We start from the raw sequence: 17,294 nt of genomic DNA on the forward strand, positions 1-17,294 counted from the left end.
CTCTCACCTACTCTATCATTTCATCCGCATCGCCTGTTTGAACAAGACCTTGTTCTGCAAGTTTTTGCACCACTTCAACAACCTTTCTTTGTGCATCTTCAACATCTTTAACACGCACAGCACCCAAAAAACCCATTTCTTCAAGAAAAGCTTCGCTTGCACGCGTAGACATATTGGCTAAGAATTTTTGCTTTAACTCTTCACTTGCGCCTTTTAAACCTATCATTAAATCACGCTTATCAGCTACTTTTAAAATTTCTCTTATAGCTTGAGTACTAAGTTTTTGTATATCATCGAAAGTGAACATAAGCTCTTTAATAGTCTCTGCTAAGCGTTCATCACTTTGTTCAATATAAGTAATGGTTGATTTGCTTGCTTTTTGACCCAAACGATTAAGCACTTCTGCTACTGCTCTTGGGCCGCCCACTTCAACCTTATAAGAGGTAAGACTTTCAAGCTTGCTTTCTAGCACTGCAGAAACTCTTTTAATAATACTTGGAGAAATATCGCCAAGATTTGCCATTCTTATAACCACCTCAGCCCTTAATTCATCACTAAAATACTCTAAAGTTTCTGCCGCATGAATAGAATCCATATGTGCCAAAATAAGAGCGATGGTTTGTGGGTGCTCTTTAGTAATAAAGTCTGCAAGTTGCTGTGGTTTAATTTGCGCCAAATAAGCAAAATTTTGATTATTCTCCATACTTTTAGTGAGTTTTTCAAGAATTTTATTTGCAATCTCTGGCCCAAAAGTACGAAAAAGTATTTCTTTAGCATATTCCAAACCACCACTTTTAATATATTGATTTGATTGAAGCAGAGTGTAAAATTCTTCTAAAACTGCAGTAGCTACGGATCTATCAACATTTTTAGCCATAGCAATATAACGTGAAATTTCTGTAATTACATCAATTTCCATATGTGAAAACACAGAAGTTGTTGCATCTTCGCCAAGTTGTATAAGAAATATCGCCACCTTTTCAGGCATCGATAAATCATCATAGACCATTTTTTGTTCTTCACTTAGCTTTATCATCACATATCCTTTTCACCAAATTCACTATCGTTTTGAATTAAATTTTGCAAAAGTGCAGCAATTTCCTCGCTTTTATCACTTACCAAACCACGCAATTTTTCAAGCAAAACCTCATACTGGATAGAATCTTCATTGAAATTATCTCCAAAACCAAGTTGTTCTTCAACTTTTTTCCTTGCTGCATTCATTTTTTCCAAAGTATCTTCAACATCATCTAAAACAGCATTTGGACCTTGCTGCATTTCTTCTTGCGCTGCGACATCTTCAAGCATTTTTTGAGTAAATGGAGTAATAACTTTTTTGTAAAAAATAAAAAGTAAAATCGCTGCAATAAAATACTTAACCGGTGGAATAAACGGCTCAATAAAACGATTATAAAAAGTCTTAACTTTACTCTCAACTCTAATCGACTCACGATGAAATGGTAAATTTTGAACTACAACACTATCACCTCTAGTAGCACTAAAATTAATAGTATTTTTAACTATACTCTCAACACTTGCAAGCTCTTCTTTGGTTAATGGAACATATTCGCTTTTCACATCCCCATTTTCATCAACCACATCTTGATATTTTCCATCTATAGTAACAGCTGCTGAAGTGCGTAAAACTGTTGCAAATTGTTTTTTGGTATTTGTAATAGTTTTAGAAAGTTCATTATTCGTAGTAACTTGATTTTTTTTATAAGTGTCAATTTGACCCTTATTGTCAAGTCCTTCAACAGGACCTATATTAGAAACAGCACCTGGAACACCCTGAATTTCTGGATCTTTTCTACCTGTTCTTTCCTCGTTTAAAGTTTGCTCGCTACGCACTATAGGATTTGGATCATAAATTTCACTTTGAGATTCTTGCTTGGAAAAATCAAAATCTATATTTACACTCACTTTTACTTTATCCATACCACCTGCAAAAGGAGCTAAATTTTCTATAATCTTATCTTCTAAAGCTTTTTCTTGATCACTTTTAAATTTAATTTGCGCACGAACCAAATCATCTTCATATGCTTCTTGCTCATCTAAAGGCACACCACTTTGATCACTAATCTTAACATTTTCTTTAGTAAGTTTTGGAACCGCCGCTGAAACAATATTTTTTATGCCATCAATTTGTTTTCTAGTAAGCTTTAAGCCTTCGCGAACATTAACAACAACTGAAGCTGTAGGCGGAATTTGCCTTTCGGTAAAAACACTATCTTTAGGAAATGCTATGTGTACAACAGCGCTACGAATAGGTTCTAAAGTCTCAATAGTTCTTGCAAGTTCGCCTTCTATGGCTCTTTGGTATTTTACCTTTTGTTCTTCATTTGTAGCTCCAAAAGCTTGAGTATCAAAAGCTTCAAAACCCACGCGACTATCTTTTATAAGACCTTCGCTTGCAATAAACATTCTTTGACGATAAACCTGATCTTGTGGAACTAAAATTTTATTTTCACTTTCTAATTTATAGGGAATATTATTTTGTTCAAGTTTAGCTACAATTGCAGCAGAAGAACTTGGACTTACATTTTCAACTAAAACTGCATATCCATTATTTGCATTACTACCACTTCCGCGAAATAAAGCTAAAAAAACCAAAAACCCAACCACTACTACAATAGATGCAGCAATCACTATACGCTGCTTGCGAGTTAAATTTTGATAAAGTTGCCCAATTTGATGAAACATATTTTTAAAATCCATTAATTCTCATCCCTTAGTTTGGCGAATTTTACATATTTTTATTTGATTTATATCTATCTTAAAATCTTATCAAATTCTGTAAAAAATCTTTCATTTTCATAAGATGTTCCTATAGTAATGCGTATAGCATTTAAACCATAGCTTTTTAAATTTCTTATTATTATACCCTTTTTAAGCAATTTTTCAGACAAATCTGTACTATTTTTTTCATCAAAAAAATAAGTGATGAAATTTGTATAACTATCAATGATTTTGATATTATGTTTTTTAGCAAATTCTTTATAAAGCTCCATTTGAGAAAAATTATTCTCTAAAGTTTTTTCAGTAAATTCATCATCATCCATTGCTGCAACTGCTGCTTTTAAAGCAAGATTGCTCACATTAAAAGGCGCACGAAGCTTGTAAAATGCACTAATAATACTAGCATCAGCTATGCCATAACCAATGCGTAAGCCTCCTAATCCATAAAGCTTAGAAAAAGTTCCCAAATAAAGTACATTGTCAAATTCTTTAATCAATTCACAAGGTTCTAAATGTTTTTTGCTATCTTTAAAACTTGCAAATTCATTATAAGCTGCATCAATCACAACTAAACAATCCTCCTCCACACCTTTAATAAATTTGGTCACTTCACTTGCATCCAAACACTCGCCTAAAGGATTGTTTGGCAAGCATAAGAAAATGAGTTTAATTTCATCTTTGTGCGTTTCATAAAGCTTTTTAAACTCATCTAAATTATGAGTAATGCTTTGAGTTTTATAGCACTTTGCACCGCATTGTTTGGCGTAAATTTCATACATAGCAAAGGTAACTCCAGCTTGCAAAAAAGCATTTTTAGAATTTAACTTAGCATGTATAGCAAATTCAATCACTTGATCACTGCCTGCACCGATAATAATATTTTCATTTTGAACTTTGTATTTTTGAGCCAATGTGCTTTTAAGTTCTATCATACTATCATCAGGGTAAAGATGGGCTTTGTTTGCATTTTGTCTTAAACATTCTATAGCTTTTGGTGGCGTGCCAAAAGGATTTTCATTACTTGCTAATTTTATCACTTCTTTAACGCCATATTCTTTAGCAATAACTTCTATATCTTTGCCGGGTTCATAATTGCTTAAATGATTTAAAAATTCATTAAATTTCATCTTTCTCTCCTGATAAATAAGATCCAAGCCAAACAATCTCTTGTATATCTTTTAAAGCTTTTTTTACATTTTCATCATCAATATGCCCTTCAAAATCTATATAAAAACTGTGTAAAAATTCTTTTGATTTTACAGGACGAGATTCAAGCTTGGTAAGATTGATATTTTCTTTTTTAAACTGCTCTAATAAAAAGCTAAGCCCCCCAGGTTTATGTGCTGTGTGTGCTAAAATAGAAGTTTTACAATTTGGCATTTTAGGATTTTTAATATCGCTTAAAATTAAAAATCTTGTTTTATTGGCTGCATTATCTTCTATTTTATCAAAAAGCACAGGCACATTATAAAGCTTAGCCGCTATTTTAGAGCAAATTGCTGCTGCATATTTATCTTGCGAAGCTAGATAAGCCGCATTAGCTGTAGATTTTGAAGGAACAAATTCTATAGCACTAAGTTCATGACTTTCTAAAAATTTACGACATTGATTATAACCTTGTGGATGCGAATAAATACGTTTGATTTCTTTTAAATTTTCATTAATTCCCACAAAAGAATGATGAATATCCATATAAATTTCACCAAAAATTTTAAGCTCATTATACCTACCTAGACAATCTAAAGTAATACCTACTGCACCTTCGGTATTATTTTCTATAGGCACAACACCGTATTTTGCTTCTTTGTTGCTTAACTCTTTAAAAACATCTTCGATATTAGCCAAGGCTATATAACGACTCATCGCTCCAAAACGACTTCTTGCTGCTTGATGAGTATAAGTTCCTTCAGGCCCTAAATAAGCTATAGTTTGAGGCATTTCTAAATTTCTTGAAACTGCAAAAATTTCTTGATAAATTGCCTCTATGGCATTTTGATCTAAAAGTCCTAAATTTGCATTTTTTAAACGATTGATAATGGCTCTTTCGCGCTCAGGACGATAAATACTTCCCCCGCTACTTTGTTTAAGCTCGCCTATGCTTTTAACATAAGTCATTCTTTCGTTTAAAAGTTCTAAAATTTTATCATCAACCGCATCGATTTTATTTCTAAATTCTTCTAAATTTAGCATTTTAGCTCCTTTAAAAACTCAAAAACACTAGGATAAACTCCATCAAGCAAATCCGTATCAAGCCCTTTTGTGTCGCTTATTTTGCCGCTTAAAACTAACAAGGTTTTCATGCCGAGTTCTTTTGCCTTAAGCAAATCTCCTCTAAAATCATCACTAATGATTTTAATATCTTCAAAATCGATTTTTGAATTTTGTCTTCTTATCAAATTTAAAGCTTCTTTATAAAAAGCAATGCTAGGCTTACCCACAACCTCGTATTTAAAATCAATAGCATTTTTAAGCATAGCCATAATGCTACCTACACCAGGATAAGGCCTGCCATCTTTTTTATAAATGCTAGTTTCGTGCATAGCTATAAACCTAACTTCTCTTCTAGCAAATTCTATCATACTAGCAAAATCTTTAAATTTAAAATCATCATAACTAGCTACAAGCACAGCACTAGGATTTACAAAATCAAGTTCAAAACCAAGATTTTCAAGACTTTTTACAAACTCATCTGCACCAAAAGCCACAACTTTACAAGGTTTTAAAAGGTGTTTTAAAACGCTAAAAGGATCAATATAAGCATTTTCTTTTATAGCCAATCCTTTTTGCTGTAATTTTTCTAAAAAATCAAGTTTTTTTGTATTGTTAGTAATAATAACATAAGGAAGATTTTTTGCATTTAAAAAATCGATCAATTCTTTAGCACCATGGATTAAACTCTTATCATGATCAGAAATTAAAGTCCCTTGAACATCTAAAAAAAACATTTTAAGCCTTTAAAAATTTCTCTTCTAAAACGATTTGATTTTCAAAATTTTCTCTTTGACGGATCAATCTTACCTGTCCTTCTTCAAGGGCTAATTCGCAAACTTTATTACGAGTATTGTAGTTACTACTCATGCTAAAACCATAAGCTCCAGTATTTTTAATAACCATTATATCACCACTTTGAGTGCTAGGTAAAGACCTTGCTTTAGCAAAAAAGTCTCCACTCTCACAAATTCCACCTACAACATCACATAAACTCTCTTGGGCTTGAGTATAAGGTAAGATTATTTCATGATAAGCCTCGTATAAACTTGGGCGTATAAGATCATTCATCGCTCCATCTACTACAACAAAACGCTTGGTTTTATTTTGTTTTTCATAAAGTACTGAACAAACAAATTCTCCACTTTTAGCAACTAAATACCTTCCAGGCTCCATTCCTATGGTTAAATCAAGCCCATGAAGTTGTGCTAATATACCTTGTGCATAATTATAAAGATCAACTTCACACTCATCTTTTTCATAAGCCACACCCAAGCCACCGCCTATATCAAAAAATTTAAGATCGATTTGCAAGGCTTTTAACTCTCTTACAAGTTTTGCGACAATGGCTGCTGCTTCATGAATAGGAGAAATATCTAAAAGTTGCGAACCTATATGAAAATGCACTCCAACAGGCTCTAAAAAAGATGAATTTTTTGTATAAAGATACATTTTTCTTGCTATATCAATTTCAACACCAAATTTATTTTCATTTAATCCTGTAGAAATATAAGGATGAGTTTTTGCATCAACATTTGGATTAACACGAATACTAATTCTTGCCTTTAGATTAAGTTCTTTAGCCACACTTTCTAAAAGCATCATTTCAGCTTCGCTTTCAAGGTTAATATATAAAATATCATATTCTAAAGCTTGTCTTAACTCTTCTTTGGTTTTTCCTACTCCACTAAAAATAATCTTATAAGCTTTTGCCCCTGCTTTTAAGGCACGCTTTACCTCGCCTATACTCACACAATCAAATCCACTATCTAAATTTGCAAGCATTTGCAACAAACTTAAATTTGAATTGGCTTTTACAGCATAAAAAATTTGAGATTTTCTAGCCTTAAAAGCCTCTTTGAGATTTAAAAAACGCTCTTTTATGAAATCAAAATTGTAAATATAAAAAGGAGTATTAAATTCTTGCTTTAATTGTTTATAATCCATATTTAACCTTTAATTTTTATAATTTTACTACACAAAGCTTAATTTATCGATGCTTATAATACATATAAGCACTTAAACAACCCAAAATTATAATAGGCACTACAATGCCAATTTCACTTGCAATCACACTATTTTCGCTTAATCTAGTAAGCAAAAACAAGACTCCCCAAATCATCAAAGTCACTACAAAAGCTATAAAAGTTACAAAAGCAAGATTAAAAAATCTTGCTATTACAGGAAAAAAATAATACATAATAAGCATTAAAAATGGTGCAAAAAAAGGAGTAAAAACAAATTTATAAAGATTGATTTTAAGAGCATCTGTATTGACATTTTGCGCCTTAAAAAGCTCAAAACTTTCAAGTGCGTCAGATATTGAATAATCACTATTACTAGCAACCCCTTCTATAATCTTTGGTTTAAAACCCTCAAGTGATTTAAGCTCGGAGAAATCTTGTATCTTTAAACCATCATTAGCAAGTTCATAATTTTTAGGTAATAATGTAATATTACCATCTCGCAAAATCCAACTTTCACCTTCAAAATGGGCATTTTTAGCACTTACAAAAGAGCTTAAATTTAAATCATTGATATTAAAAATTTTTATATTTTGAGCACTATTTTGTCCATGATTTATCTTTGAAATATAAACAAAATTATTGTTAAATTTCAAAAACACTTCTCCACTTTGATTCATAATAGTGCCATTTTTTAAAATATTTCTCTTATAATCATTTGCATAAGCAAAAGAAGTAAAATTCAATCCTATATAAATACAACAAAAAAATAAAGCCCATAAAAAAGGAAATAAAATAACATAATTTCTGCTCAGTCCTAATGCATAAAGACTTACAAATTCATTTGCCCTGATCATGGAAATCAAAGAAACTACCAAGGCAAAAATCAAAGAAATGGGTAATACATAAGGTACTGCCGAGAAAGATAAAAACATAATATAAAGCAAATCAAGATTTGCGGCTTTTGGTAGATCTTTAAAATTTAAGAGCAAATCAATACCACAATAAAAACCAAGTAAAGAAAAAAATATAATAAAAAAATTTTTTAGATAAATCCCTGAAATAAAACGAAAAAATATCCACATCTTAAGCCTTTAGGCTGTATTTAGATGATATAGCAGACAAATCATCATTTTCAATAAGCTCAAGCAAAGCTTTTTTTGTATGCTCTAAAACTTTGCTTAAAGTTATTTCTTCTTCGGCTTTAAACTTGCCCAAAACATGGGAAATCACATTTTCACCCTTTCCCACTCCTATACGCACTCTTTCATAATCATTTCCACATAAAGTATCTATGCTTTTAAGCCCATTATGTCCACCACTTGAACCGCCTTTTTTAAAGCGCAAGGCTCCTAAATTTATATCTATATCATCATGGATAACTATCATTCTTTCGCATTTATAAAAATCATTCACTGCTTTTACACTAAGTCCTGAATTATTCATATAAGTGCTAGGTTTAAGAAGAAGTAAAGAAGAACCTATTTTAAAAAGTTCTCCTTTAAATTTAGAGTTTGTAAGATTTGTAAAATTGCTTTCTTTTAAAAGCAAGTCAATTAGCATAAAACCGACATTATGACGGGTATTTTCATACTCTACGCCTATATTGCCAAGCCCTACGACTAAAATCATCTAGCTTTTTCTACGCCTACAACCGCTACTCTATCAGCATCAATCATAGTTACTCCCGCAGGAACTACAATATCACGAACAAGTAAAGCATCACCCACATCAAGTTTACTTACATCAAGTTCGAAGAAATTTGGTAAATTTTCAGCTGCACATTTTACTTTTAATCTTCTTTTTGATTGGATTAAAACACCTTTATTTTTAAGACCTATAGCTGTTCCTGTGATTTTAACCGGAACCATGTACTTAGAAATCACACCTTTTTGTGCAACTTTCAAATCCACATGTTTAAGCTCTGCAGTTACAGGATCTTTTTGATAATCCACAACTACAACGCTTAAAGTTTGAGAACCTACTTTTACATCAAAAATTAAAGTAGTTTTTTTACGAACTTCTTTAATAAACTCATTTACTTTAAAAGCGGCATTGATGTTTTCTAATCCTTTTCCATAGATGTTTGCGATTAGATAACCATCTCTTTTTAAAGCTTTAGCAGCTTTTCTACCGATACTCTCTCTAACGATACCTTCTAACATCTTTTGTCCTTTCTTAAAAAATGAGCTTCGATTATATCTAATTTTGGCTTATGGAAAAGTAAATTTATAGCTTCTTTTAATTTCTTTAAGATATAATTTGTTTTATAAATTATGTTAATTTAAGGCTTCATGTGAATGAAAAATTCAATATCAATATAGCTTGGTTTTTAATAATCTTAGGTGGGATTATAGAATGCTTTTGGGTAAGCGGACTTAAATATTCTACAGAAATTTGGCATTATATTTTAACAGCCATTGGAGTTTGTATTTCTTTTACTTGTTTTTTAAAAGCTTGTGAAAGACTTGAAGTAAGCATTACTTATAGTGTTTTTGTAGGCATTGGCACTATAGGAGTGGTTTTAAATGAAATGTTTATTTTTAACGAGGCTGTTTCTGTAATTAAACTTGTGCTTATAGCGATTTTACTTTTAAGCATTATAGCCCTTAAATGGGTAAGCAAGGAAGCTTAGTTATGGAATGGTTTTATTTGTTTTTAGCTACTGCTTGTGAAATTTTTGGTGTGGTGATCATGAAAGAACTTGTGAGCACTAAAAACAAGCTTTACCTTTTGGCTTTGATAGTGTGTTTTGGATTTTCTTTTACTTTTTTAAGCTTAAGTATGCAAAATATCGCTATGAGTGTTGCTTATGCTATATGGACAGGAGCTGGAACTGCTGGTGGGGTAATGATAGGAGTACTTTTTTATAAAGAAAGTAAAAGTTTTTTAAAACTTTTTTTAATCGCTGTGATTATTGCTTGTACAGTAGGTTTAAAATTTCTTTCTTAAGGATTTTTTGTGCAAATTTATGTGAGTGGAATACATACTGATGTAGGAAAAACACATTTTAGTGCAGCTTTTTGCGCGAATTTTAACTATGATTATTTTAAACTCATTCAAGCAGGAACTCCAACAGATAGCGAGTTTATTGCAAAATTTAGCCCAAAAACAAAGGTTTTTAAAGAAGGTATTTTTTTGCAAACTCCAGCTTCTCCTCATCTTGGAAAAATCAAAGAAAAGCTTGATTATAAAGCCTTAGATATTATTTTACCAAAAAGTAAGAACCTACTTATTGAGCTTGCGGGTGGGCTTTTTTCTCCTATGGATGAAAATTACACTATGATTGATTTTGTAAATATTTTTAAACACCCTACGATTTTAGTAGCAAAATACTATCTTGGAAGTATTAATCATATTTTACTTAGCATTGAAGCTTTAAAGCAAAGAAATATCAATATTTTAGCTCTTGTGATGATGGGTAAAAAAGATATCTTACAAGATGATTTTATAAAAAATTATGCAAAAATTCCCATAATCAATCTTGATTTTTTTGATGAAAATAGCATTTTAAATGAAGATTTTAAAGAACAAATGCAAGAAATTTTACAACTTAAAATTCATTAAAAATCTGCTCTAAACTTTCCACCACATAAACGATTTGTTCTTTTGTGATGATGTAAGGAGGCATAAAATAAATCGTATTTGCTAAAGGTCTTAAAAGCAAGCCTTTTTCTAAGGCTTTTTGAAATACAAAAAGTCCCATGCGTTCGTGTTTATGGCTTAAAATATCAAAAGCACTAATCATTCCACAAGTTCTAAAATTTCCTAAAAAATCAAATTTTTTAAGTTTGGAAAATTCTTGCTGGATAAAGGTACTTAAAATTTGATTTTTTTCTAAAATATTTTCATTTTCAAAGATATCTAAAACCGCATTAGCTGCTACACAAGCTAGAGTATTTCCTGTATAACTATGAGAGTGTAAAAAGGCTTTTTGCTCACTATAGGGTGCATAAAAGGCATTATAAATTTCATCCTTTGTAAGCACTACAGAAAGAGGCATAAATCCTCCTGTAATTCCCTTTGAAAGACAGATAAAATCGGGGCTTTGTTTGCATTGATGCAAGGCAAACAAAGTGCCTGTGCGTCCAAAACCCACTGCAATTTCATCAAAAATCACTTGCACATTAAAAGCATGGCAAAGCTTGATCGCTTCATCGATAAAACCAACTTCATACATGTGCATATTTCCCGCACATTGCACCAAGGGTTCAAGAATAAAAGCACAAATTTCACTCGAGTGTTTTTCTAAAATATCTTTTAAAATTTCAAGCTCTTTAGTATAGTCTTTGCCTTGTGGCACAGGAGTGCTTAAACACTCTAAAAGCAAGGCTTTGTAAGTATCTTTATATAGCGCAACATCGCCCACGCTTAAAGCCCCTAAGGTTTCACCATGATAGGAATTGCTTAGGGATAAAAATTTATTTTTTTTCAAACCTTTATTTAAATGATAATGAAAACTCATCTTAAGTGCTACTTCAATGGCACTTGAGCCATTATCCGCATAAAAACATTTATTAAAATCATGCCCCACTTTTTCACAAAGTCTCGTAGAAAGCTTGATGATAGGCTCATGTGTAAAACCTGCTAAAATCACATGTTCAAGCTCATCAACTTGTTTTTTAATGGCATTTGCGATTTTTTCATTACAATGACCAAAAAGATTTACCCACCAAGAACTCACACAATCCATATAAGCTTTATCATCAAAATCATAAAGCCACACGCCTTTTGCTGTTTTTATAGGGATTAAAGGTAGGGTTTCGTGATCTTTCATTTGTGTGCAAGGGTGCCAAATGTGTTTTAAATCAAGATTTTTTAAGATTTGATTTTGCATTATAACTTCTTTTTTAAAAATATTTTGGCAAAATAATACTTTAAATTTTTAAATTTACAGGAAAAAAATGAAGCTTGAAAAAATTTTGCAAGATCTAGAGCAAAATCACAATCTAAGAACTCTAACGCCTTTAAAACATGAAAATAAATTTGTTTATAAGCAAAATCAAAAACTTTTAAATTTAGCAGGAAATGATTATCTTTATTTGGCGTCTTCTAAAGAGTTAAAAGCTGAGTTTTTAAATACCTTAAAAGAGCAAGATTTGTTTTTTTCAAGTTCTAGTTCAAGAAGTTTGAGTGGAAATTTTGAAATTTATGAAGAATTAGAAAGTTTTTTAAAGACTAAATTTAAAGATAAGGAAATTTTACATTTTAATAGTGGCTATCATCTAAATATCTCTTGTATAGCAGCACTTTCTAGCGTTTCTAAAACGCTTTTTTTAGCCGATAAATTAATTCATGCAAGTATGATTGATGGCTTAAGACTTGGCAGGGCTGATTTTTTTCGTTTTCATCATAAAGATATGAATCATTTAGAGAGTTTAATCCAAAAACATTATGATAAATATGAAAATATCATCGTTTTAAGCGAAGCTTTGTTTAGTATGGATGGAGATTTTAGCGATTTTAAAACTTTGCGTGAGCTTAAAAGACGTTATGATAAAATTAAGCTTTATATAGATGAAGCACACAGCGTGGGTTGTTTTGATGAAGAAGGTTTGGGGCTTGTTAAAAAACTAGCCTTAGAAAATGAAGTGGATTTTTTGGTTTTTACCTTTGGAAAAGCCCTTGCCTCCATGGGTGCTTGTATGATATGTGATGAAAAATATAAAAAATTTTTCATCAACAAAGCTAGAGCTTTTATTTATTCTACAGCCTTACCACCTATTAATGTAGCTTGGACGCAATTTATTTTTAAAAAAATGCCTTATTTTAAGAAAGAAAGAGAAAAATTAGAACTTTTAAGTACTTTTTTTAAAAGTAAATTGCAAGAAAAAAATCACACTGTTTTAGGTGATGCTTATATTATTTGCTTGCTTTTAGGTGAAAATAAAAAAGCCTTAGAAATTTCACAAAAATTCCAAAAAGCTGGATTTTTTGCTCCTGCGATTAAAGAACCTACCGTACCAAAAAATACAGCTAGAATTCGTTTTTCTTTGCACGCAGGACTTAACACAGAAGAACTTGAAAGGATAATAGAGCTTTTATGAAATATGAATTTTTATGCAAAAATCCTGATTCAAAAAAACTTATAGTGGTATTTGGAGGGTTTGCTTCACATCCTAGTCATTTTTCGCATTTAAAAAGCGATAAAAATGTGATTTTATTTTATGATTATGAAAATTTTGATTTAAATTTTAATTTCAAAGCTTTTGATGAGCTTTTTTTAATCGCTTTTTCTATGGGGGTTTGTGTGGCAAATAGACTTTTAAAAGAGCTTAATTTTAAACAAAAAATAGCCATAAATGGCACAAATTTAGGCATAGATAAATCAAAAGGAATTCATCTTACAATTTTTAAAAAAACCCTGCAAAATTTTAAATTAGAACATTTTAAAGAGGCTTTATTTAAAGAACGCAAAAGCTTAGCCAAAGATTTTATTTTCAAAGATGAAAAAGTTTTGAAAATAGAGCTTGAAAAACTTTTTGATTTTGCTTTAACAAAACAAGAAGAAAATTTGCTTTGGGATAAGGTTTATTCAAGCAAAGAAGATGAAATTTTTCCACCAAATGCCTTGAAAAATAGTTTTAAAAATTTGATTTTTTTAGATGAACCGCATTTTGCTTTTTTTCATTTTAAAACTTGGGATGAGCTTTGAATTTTTTAAAAGCAAAAGATTATGAAAAACATGCAAAAGTGCAAGATTTCATGGGTTTAAAACTTTGTGAAATTTTAAAAGATTTAAAAATTTCACATTTTGAAAAAGTGTTTGAATTTGGTTGTGGTAGGGGTGAATTGAGCAAAAAACTTCAAAATTTCATTACTTTTGATGAGTATTTAAAAAACGATATTTTAGACTTTAAAGAAAATTCTAATATTTTAATTTTTGATATGAATGAAATTGCAAAACAGGATTTAAGTAAAGAGAAATTTGATCTTATTGTTTCAAATGCAACTTTGCAATGGCTTGATTTAAAACGCATTTTACCAAGTCTTAGGGATATGCTAAATCAAAATGGGATTTTACTTCTTTCTACTTTTGCAGAACAAAATTTAAAAGAAATCAAGCAAAGCACGGGTTTTGGTTTAAAATATTTTAGCTTAAATGAATTAGAGCAAATTTTTAAAGTCTATTTTAATGAGGTAAAAATTACTCAAGAACTCATAAAATTAAGCTTTGATAATGCTTTAGATGTTTTTAGGCATTTAAAATTAAGCGGTGTAAATTCTTTAGGATTTTATCCTTTAAATAAAAGTTTTTTAAAAGAATTTGAAGAAAAATTTCAAAACAAACTCACTTATCATCCTGTATTTATTTTATGCAAAAATGATATAAAATGAATTTTTTGTGTTATAATCCAAAAATTAAATTTTTACACAAGGAAAACTAAATGAAAAAGTTTATAGTATTTTTTGGGATTTTGTTTTTTGTTTCGTGTTTAAATGCACAAAATTTAAGCATTTTCGTGGCTTCTTCAGCTTCAAAGGCAATGAGTGAAGTTAAAGATGAGTTTTTGAAAACACATCCAGAAGATAAAATAGAATTGGTTTTTGGTGCTTCTGGAAAATATTATGAGCTTTTAAAACAAGGAAGAGAATTTGATCTCTTTTTTTCAGCGGATACTAAATATGCTAAGGCTATTTATGATAATAAAAATGCTTTAATAAAGCCAAAAGTTTATGTTTTGGGAGTTTTGGCTTTATATAGCTTGGATGAAAATTTACTCCAAGGAGGTGTTGAAAATTTAAAAGAACAGGCGGGTAAAATCACGCATCTAAGCATAGCCAATCCTAAAGTAGCTCCTTATGGAGTAGCAGCTAAAGAAGTGCTTGAAAATTTGGATTTAAATGAGCTTTTTAAGGATAAAATCGTTTTAGGTGAAAATATCTCAGTGCCTGTTTTACATGTAGATAGTAAAAATGCAGATATAGCTATAGTAGCTTATTCTTTAGTTTCTTCTATCAATCATCCTAAGGGTAAGGCTGTTATAATTGATGCAAAGTATTTTAGCCCTTTAGAGCAAAGTTATGTTATCACAAAATACGCTAAGGATAAAAAATTAGCCTTTGAATTTAGCGAATTTATTGGCTCTTCAAAAGCAAAAGAAATTTTCAAAAAATACGGATTTAGCACACCATGAACCTTATAAAAGGACAAATTTGTGAGCTTTTAAATCAAGAGGATATAGTTATTGTTAAAATACTTTCTAAAGAAGTGATTTTTAGTGTTTTAATGCTTGAATTAAAATCTTTAGAAAATTTAAAAATTGGCGCGAGTGTAGAACTTCTTTTTAAAGAACATGAGCTTTGTTTTAGCACAAGTAAAACTCTTTTAAGTGTTGAAAATTCTTTTTTGGCTAAAATTACAAAAATTAAAAAAGGCGAACTTTTGTATCAGGTATTTTTTGATTTTAAAGGTAATGAGCTTTCTAGCATCATCACCAAAGAAAAAGCCTTAGAACTTGAACTTTGTGAAAATCAAGAATGGCTTTGTTTTGTAAAAGCAAATGATATTGTATTAAGGAGTCATAGTGCTTGATTCAGCTTTTTTACAAACCCTTTATCTTACTTTTAAACTTGCTTTTATCACGACTTTTATTCTTTTTTTTATTGGTGTATTTTTAGCTTATTTGTTAAGTTTTGTGCGTTTTCCTTTTAAAACAATCCTTCAAAGCTTTATTTCTTTGCCTTTGATTTTACCTCCTAGTGTTTTGGGATTTTATTTGCTTGTAACTTTTTCGGCTAATAGTTTTTTAGGGCAAGTTTTAAAAGAATATTTTAATTTTTCTTTGGTTTTTAGTTTTGAAGGTCTTGTTTTTGCTTCTTTGATTTTTTCTTTGCCTTTTATGGTAAATCCTTTGCAAAGTGCCTTTTCATCGATCAATCCAAATTTGCTCGATGCTTCTTATAGTTTAGGTAAAAGTAAAATTTATACTCTTTTTAGAGTGATTTTACCTAATTCTAAAGCAGGAATTTTTAGTGCTTGTGCGATGAGTTTTGCCCATACTGTGGGTGAATTTGGAGTCGTGATGATGATAGGAGGACATAAACAAGGTGAAACTTTAGTAGCTAGTATAGCTATTTACGATGAACTTGAAATCTTAAACTATAGCTTGGCACATCAATATGCTTTTATATTGTTTATTTTTTCTTTTTTGGTGCTTTTTAGTCTTTATTTTGTCAATAAAAAAATGAGTTTTCAATGATAAAAATTGATATCAATCATCCTATGAATACTGCTAAAGGAAGGCTGGATTTAAATTTTAAAAAAGATATAGAATCAGGAAAAATTACTGCACTTTTTGGCGAAAGCGGAGCAGGAAAAACCACTCTTTTAAAAATCATAGCAGGACTTATAAGACCTGAATTTGGACGTATAGAAGTAGATAATGAACTTTGGTTTGATTCTTCAAAAAATTTTAGTTTAGCTTTGCAAAAAAGAAAAATTGGTTTTGTTTTTCAAGATTATGCGCTTTTTCCAAATATGAATGTAAAAGAAAATATCGCCTATGCCGCTAGTTCTAAGGCAAAGGTTATGGAACTTCTAGCCTTAATGGATCTTGAAAATTTGGCTAAAATTTATCCTAAACATTTAAGCGGAGGACAAGCACAAAGAGTAGCTTTAGCAAGAGCTTTAGCAAGGGAACCAAAAATTTTGCTTTTAGATGAGCCTTTGAGCGCTTTGGATTTTAAAATGCGCGCCAATTTACAAGATGAATTGGCTAAAATTTTAGAGTATTTTAAGATAAGTACTTTATTGGTAAGTCATGATTTAGCTGAAATTTATAAGTTAAGTCATAGAATTTTAGAGCTTAGGAATGGAAAAATCATTAAGGATTTTCCTAAAAATGAATTTTTTACTCATTCAAGTATTAGTGCAAAATTGCGTTTGAGTGCAACTTTGTTAGAAATTAAAAAAAGTGATATTTTAGTGGTTTTAACCTTGCTTTTAAATCAAGACATTATTAAAATTACTCTTAGTGAAGAGGAATTTTTAAAAGCTTATCAAGATATAAAAATAGGCGATACTCTCATACTTTCAGTAAAAGCTTTTAATCCTATTATTGTTGGAAAAATTTAAGGCATTAAGTCTTTGATGTCTATACCAAATTCTTTAGAAATTTGATAAAGATGAGCAAGATTATAATTTGCTCCATGTTTTCTAGTTTCTATTTTTGCAATATAATTTGGTGATTTATGTCCTAAAATGCTAGCAAGCATTAGCTGAGATATTTTTCGCTTTTTTCTTTCTTTTTTAACTTTTTCTACAATTTTATTAAAAAAAATATCTAATTCTTGTTCCAATTTGAATACCTAAATTGTTATTTTTAGAATGATAAAAAAGCAAGTGTAAAATAACAAACACTTATAAGTGTTTGTTAAGCT

The 17,294-nt window shown here is 30.3% G+C and carries 21 protein-coding genes; 10 read left to right on the forward strand and 11 right to left on the reverse strand.

Annotated elements, in window-relative coordinates; all coding sequences use genetic code 11:
- Nucleotides 1-7 precede the first annotated feature (7 nt).
- From fliG to AJ887_RS08750, 9 genes are read right to left on the reverse strand one after another with little or no spacing between them, the layout of a single operon-like run.
- Nucleotides 8-1,036, reverse strand: a complete 1,029-nt coding sequence (gene fliG / locus AJ887_RS08710; protein ID WP_002854670.1) for a flagellar motor switch protein FliG — start codon at nucleotides 1,034-1,036, stop codon at nucleotides 8-10.
- The gene (fliF, locus tag AJ887_RS08715) at nucleotides 1,036-2,718 is read right to left on the reverse strand and encodes a flagellar basal-body MS-ring/collar protein FliF (protein WP_002861099.1); all 1,683 of its coding nucleotides are present in this window, start codon (nucleotides 2,716-2,718) and stop codon (nucleotides 1,036-1,038) included. The genes fliG and fliF overlap by 1 nt, the downstream gene beginning before the upstream one ends.
- 53 nt (nucleotides 2,719-2,771) lie before the next feature.
- The gene (hisC, locus tag AJ887_RS08720) at nucleotides 2,772-3,866 is read right to left on the reverse strand and encodes a histidinol-phosphate transaminase (protein ID WP_002922251.1); all 1,095 of its coding nucleotides are present in this window, start codon (nucleotides 3,864-3,866) and stop codon (nucleotides 2,772-2,774) included.
- A complete protein-coding gene (pheA, locus tag AJ887_RS08725) occupies nucleotides 3,856-4,929 on the reverse strand; it encodes a prephenate dehydratase (RefSeq protein ID WP_070239982.1) in 1,074 nt (357 codons plus the stop codon). The genes hisC and pheA overlap by 11 nt, the downstream gene beginning before the upstream one ends.
- Complete coding sequence (locus AJ887_RS08730; RefSeq protein ID WP_070239980.1) at nucleotides 4,923-5,684, reverse strand: HAD-IIA family hydrolase; 762 nt, start codon at nucleotides 5,682-5,684, stop codon at nucleotides 4,923-4,925. Before AJ887_RS08730 ends, pheA begins: the two co-directional genes overlap by 7 nt.
- 1 nt (nucleotide 5,685) lies before the next feature.
- The gene (lysA, locus tag AJ887_RS08735; protein ID WP_070239978.1) at nucleotides 5,686-6,894 is read right to left on the reverse strand and encodes a diaminopimelate decarboxylase; all 1,209 of its coding nucleotides are present in this window, start codon (nucleotides 6,892-6,894) and stop codon (nucleotides 5,686-5,688) included.
- 43 nt (nucleotides 6,895-6,937) lie between these two features.
- Nucleotides 6,938-7,996 carry an LptF/LptG family permease gene (locus AJ887_RS08740; protein ID WP_070239976.1) on the reverse strand — a complete coding sequence of 353 codons (1,059 nt, stop codon included), beginning with the start codon at nucleotides 7,994-7,996 and terminating at the stop codon, nucleotides 6,938-6,940.
- 1 nt (nucleotide 7,997) lies between these two features.
- Entirely contained in the window at nucleotides 7,998-8,543 is a 546-nt protein-coding gene (gene pth, locus AJ887_RS08745) for an aminoacyl-tRNA hydrolase (protein ID WP_002892865.1), read from the reverse strand.
- Nucleotides 8,540-9,076: a 50S ribosomal protein L25/general stress protein Ctc gene (locus AJ887_RS08750; protein WP_002791314.1), complete on the reverse strand. Its 537-nt coding sequence runs from the start codon at nucleotides 9,074-9,076 to the stop codon at nucleotides 8,540-8,542. The genes pth and AJ887_RS08750 overlap by 4 nt, the downstream gene beginning before the upstream one ends.
- 131 nt (nucleotides 9,077-9,207) lie before the next feature.
- Between AJ887_RS08750 and AJ887_RS08755 the strand changes: the two genes are divergently transcribed.
- From AJ887_RS08755 to AJ887_RS08765, 3 genes are read left to right on the forward strand one after another with little or no spacing between them, the layout of a single operon-like run.
- Entirely contained in the window at nucleotides 9,208-9,546 is a 339-nt protein-coding gene (locus tag AJ887_RS08755; protein WP_002870735.1) for a DMT family transporter, read from the forward strand.
- A 2-nt stretch (nucleotides 9,547-9,548) separates the two neighbouring features.
- Nucleotides 9,549-9,863 carry a DMT family transporter gene (locus tag AJ887_RS08760; protein ID WP_002794052.1) on the forward strand — a complete coding sequence of 105 codons (315 nt, stop codon included), beginning with the start codon at nucleotides 9,549-9,551 and terminating at the stop codon, nucleotides 9,861-9,863.
- 9 nt (nucleotides 9,864-9,872) lie between these two features.
- Entirely contained in the window at nucleotides 9,873-10,478 is a 606-nt protein-coding gene (locus tag AJ887_RS08765; protein WP_070239974.1) for a dethiobiotin synthase, read from the forward strand.
- Here AJ887_RS08765 and AJ887_RS08770 read toward each other — a convergent pair.
- Entirely contained in the window at nucleotides 10,465-11,748 is a 1,284-nt protein-coding gene (locus AJ887_RS08770; protein WP_044779544.1) for an adenosylmethionine--8-amino-7-oxononanoate transaminase, read from the reverse strand. The two genes, AJ887_RS08765 and AJ887_RS08770, sit on opposite strands and share 14 nt — an antisense overlap.
- A 67-nt stretch (nucleotides 11,749-11,815) precedes the next feature.
- On the opposite strand from AJ887_RS08770, the gene AJ887_RS08775 reads away from it, so the two are divergent.
- From AJ887_RS08775 to AJ887_RS08805, 7 genes are read left to right on the forward strand one after another with little or no spacing between them, the layout of a single operon-like run.
- Nucleotides 11,816-12,958: an aminotransferase class I/II-fold pyridoxal phosphate-dependent enzyme gene (locus tag AJ887_RS08775; RefSeq protein ID WP_070239972.1), complete on the forward strand. Its 1,143-nt coding sequence runs from the start codon at nucleotides 11,816-11,818 to the stop codon at nucleotides 12,956-12,958.
- Nucleotides 12,955-13,566: a pimeloyl-ACP methyl esterase BioG family protein gene (locus AJ887_RS08780; RefSeq protein WP_002861087.1), complete on the forward strand. Its 612-nt coding sequence runs from the start codon at nucleotides 12,955-12,957 to the stop codon at nucleotides 13,564-13,566. The genes AJ887_RS08775 and AJ887_RS08780 overlap by 4 nt, the downstream gene beginning before the upstream one ends.
- Nucleotides 13,563-14,249 (forward strand): malonyl-ACP O-methyltransferase BioC, encoded by a 687-nt coding sequence (gene bioC / locus AJ887_RS08785; protein ID WP_002861086.1) that lies wholly within the window; start codon nucleotides 13,563-13,565, stop codon nucleotides 14,247-14,249. Before AJ887_RS08780 ends, bioC begins: the two co-directional genes overlap by 4 nt.
- A gap of 50 nt (nucleotides 14,250-14,299) precedes the next feature.
- Nucleotides 14,300-15,049: a molybdate ABC transporter substrate-binding protein gene (gene modA, locus AJ887_RS08790; RefSeq protein ID WP_070239970.1), complete on the forward strand. Its 750-nt coding sequence runs from the start codon at nucleotides 14,300-14,302 to the stop codon at nucleotides 15,047-15,049.
- A complete protein-coding gene (locus AJ887_RS08795; protein ID WP_002861084.1) occupies nucleotides 15,046-15,447 on the forward strand; it encodes a molybdopterin-binding protein in 402 nt (133 codons plus the stop codon). Before modA ends, AJ887_RS08795 begins: the two co-directional genes overlap by 4 nt.
- Nucleotides 15,440-16,114 carry a molybdate ABC transporter permease subunit gene (gene modB / locus AJ887_RS08800; protein ID WP_070285088.1) on the forward strand — a complete coding sequence of 225 codons (675 nt, stop codon included), beginning with the start codon at nucleotides 15,440-15,442 and terminating at the stop codon, nucleotides 16,112-16,114. Before AJ887_RS08795 ends, modB begins: the two co-directional genes overlap by 8 nt.
- Entirely contained in the window at nucleotides 16,111-16,989 is an 879-nt protein-coding gene (locus tag AJ887_RS08805; RefSeq protein WP_070285090.1) for a sulfate/molybdate ABC transporter ATP-binding protein, read from the forward strand. The genes modB and AJ887_RS08805 overlap by 4 nt, the downstream gene beginning before the upstream one ends.
- On the opposite strand, the gene AJ887_RS08810 is transcribed toward AJ887_RS08805, so the two are convergent.
- Nucleotides 16,986-17,213, reverse strand: a complete 228-nt coding sequence (locus tag AJ887_RS08810) for a helix-turn-helix domain-containing protein (RefSeq protein ID WP_002870726.1) — start codon at nucleotides 17,211-17,213, stop codon at nucleotides 16,986-16,988. The two genes, AJ887_RS08805 and AJ887_RS08810, sit on opposite strands and share 4 nt — an antisense overlap.
- Nucleotides 17,214-17,294: the final 81 nt, after the last annotated feature.

Source organism: Campylobacter sp. BCW_6466 (assembly GCF_001762835.1).
In the GTDB taxonomy this organism is placed as follows: Bacteria; Campylobacterota; Campylobacteria; order Campylobacterales; family Campylobacteraceae; genus Campylobacter_D; species Campylobacter_D jejuni.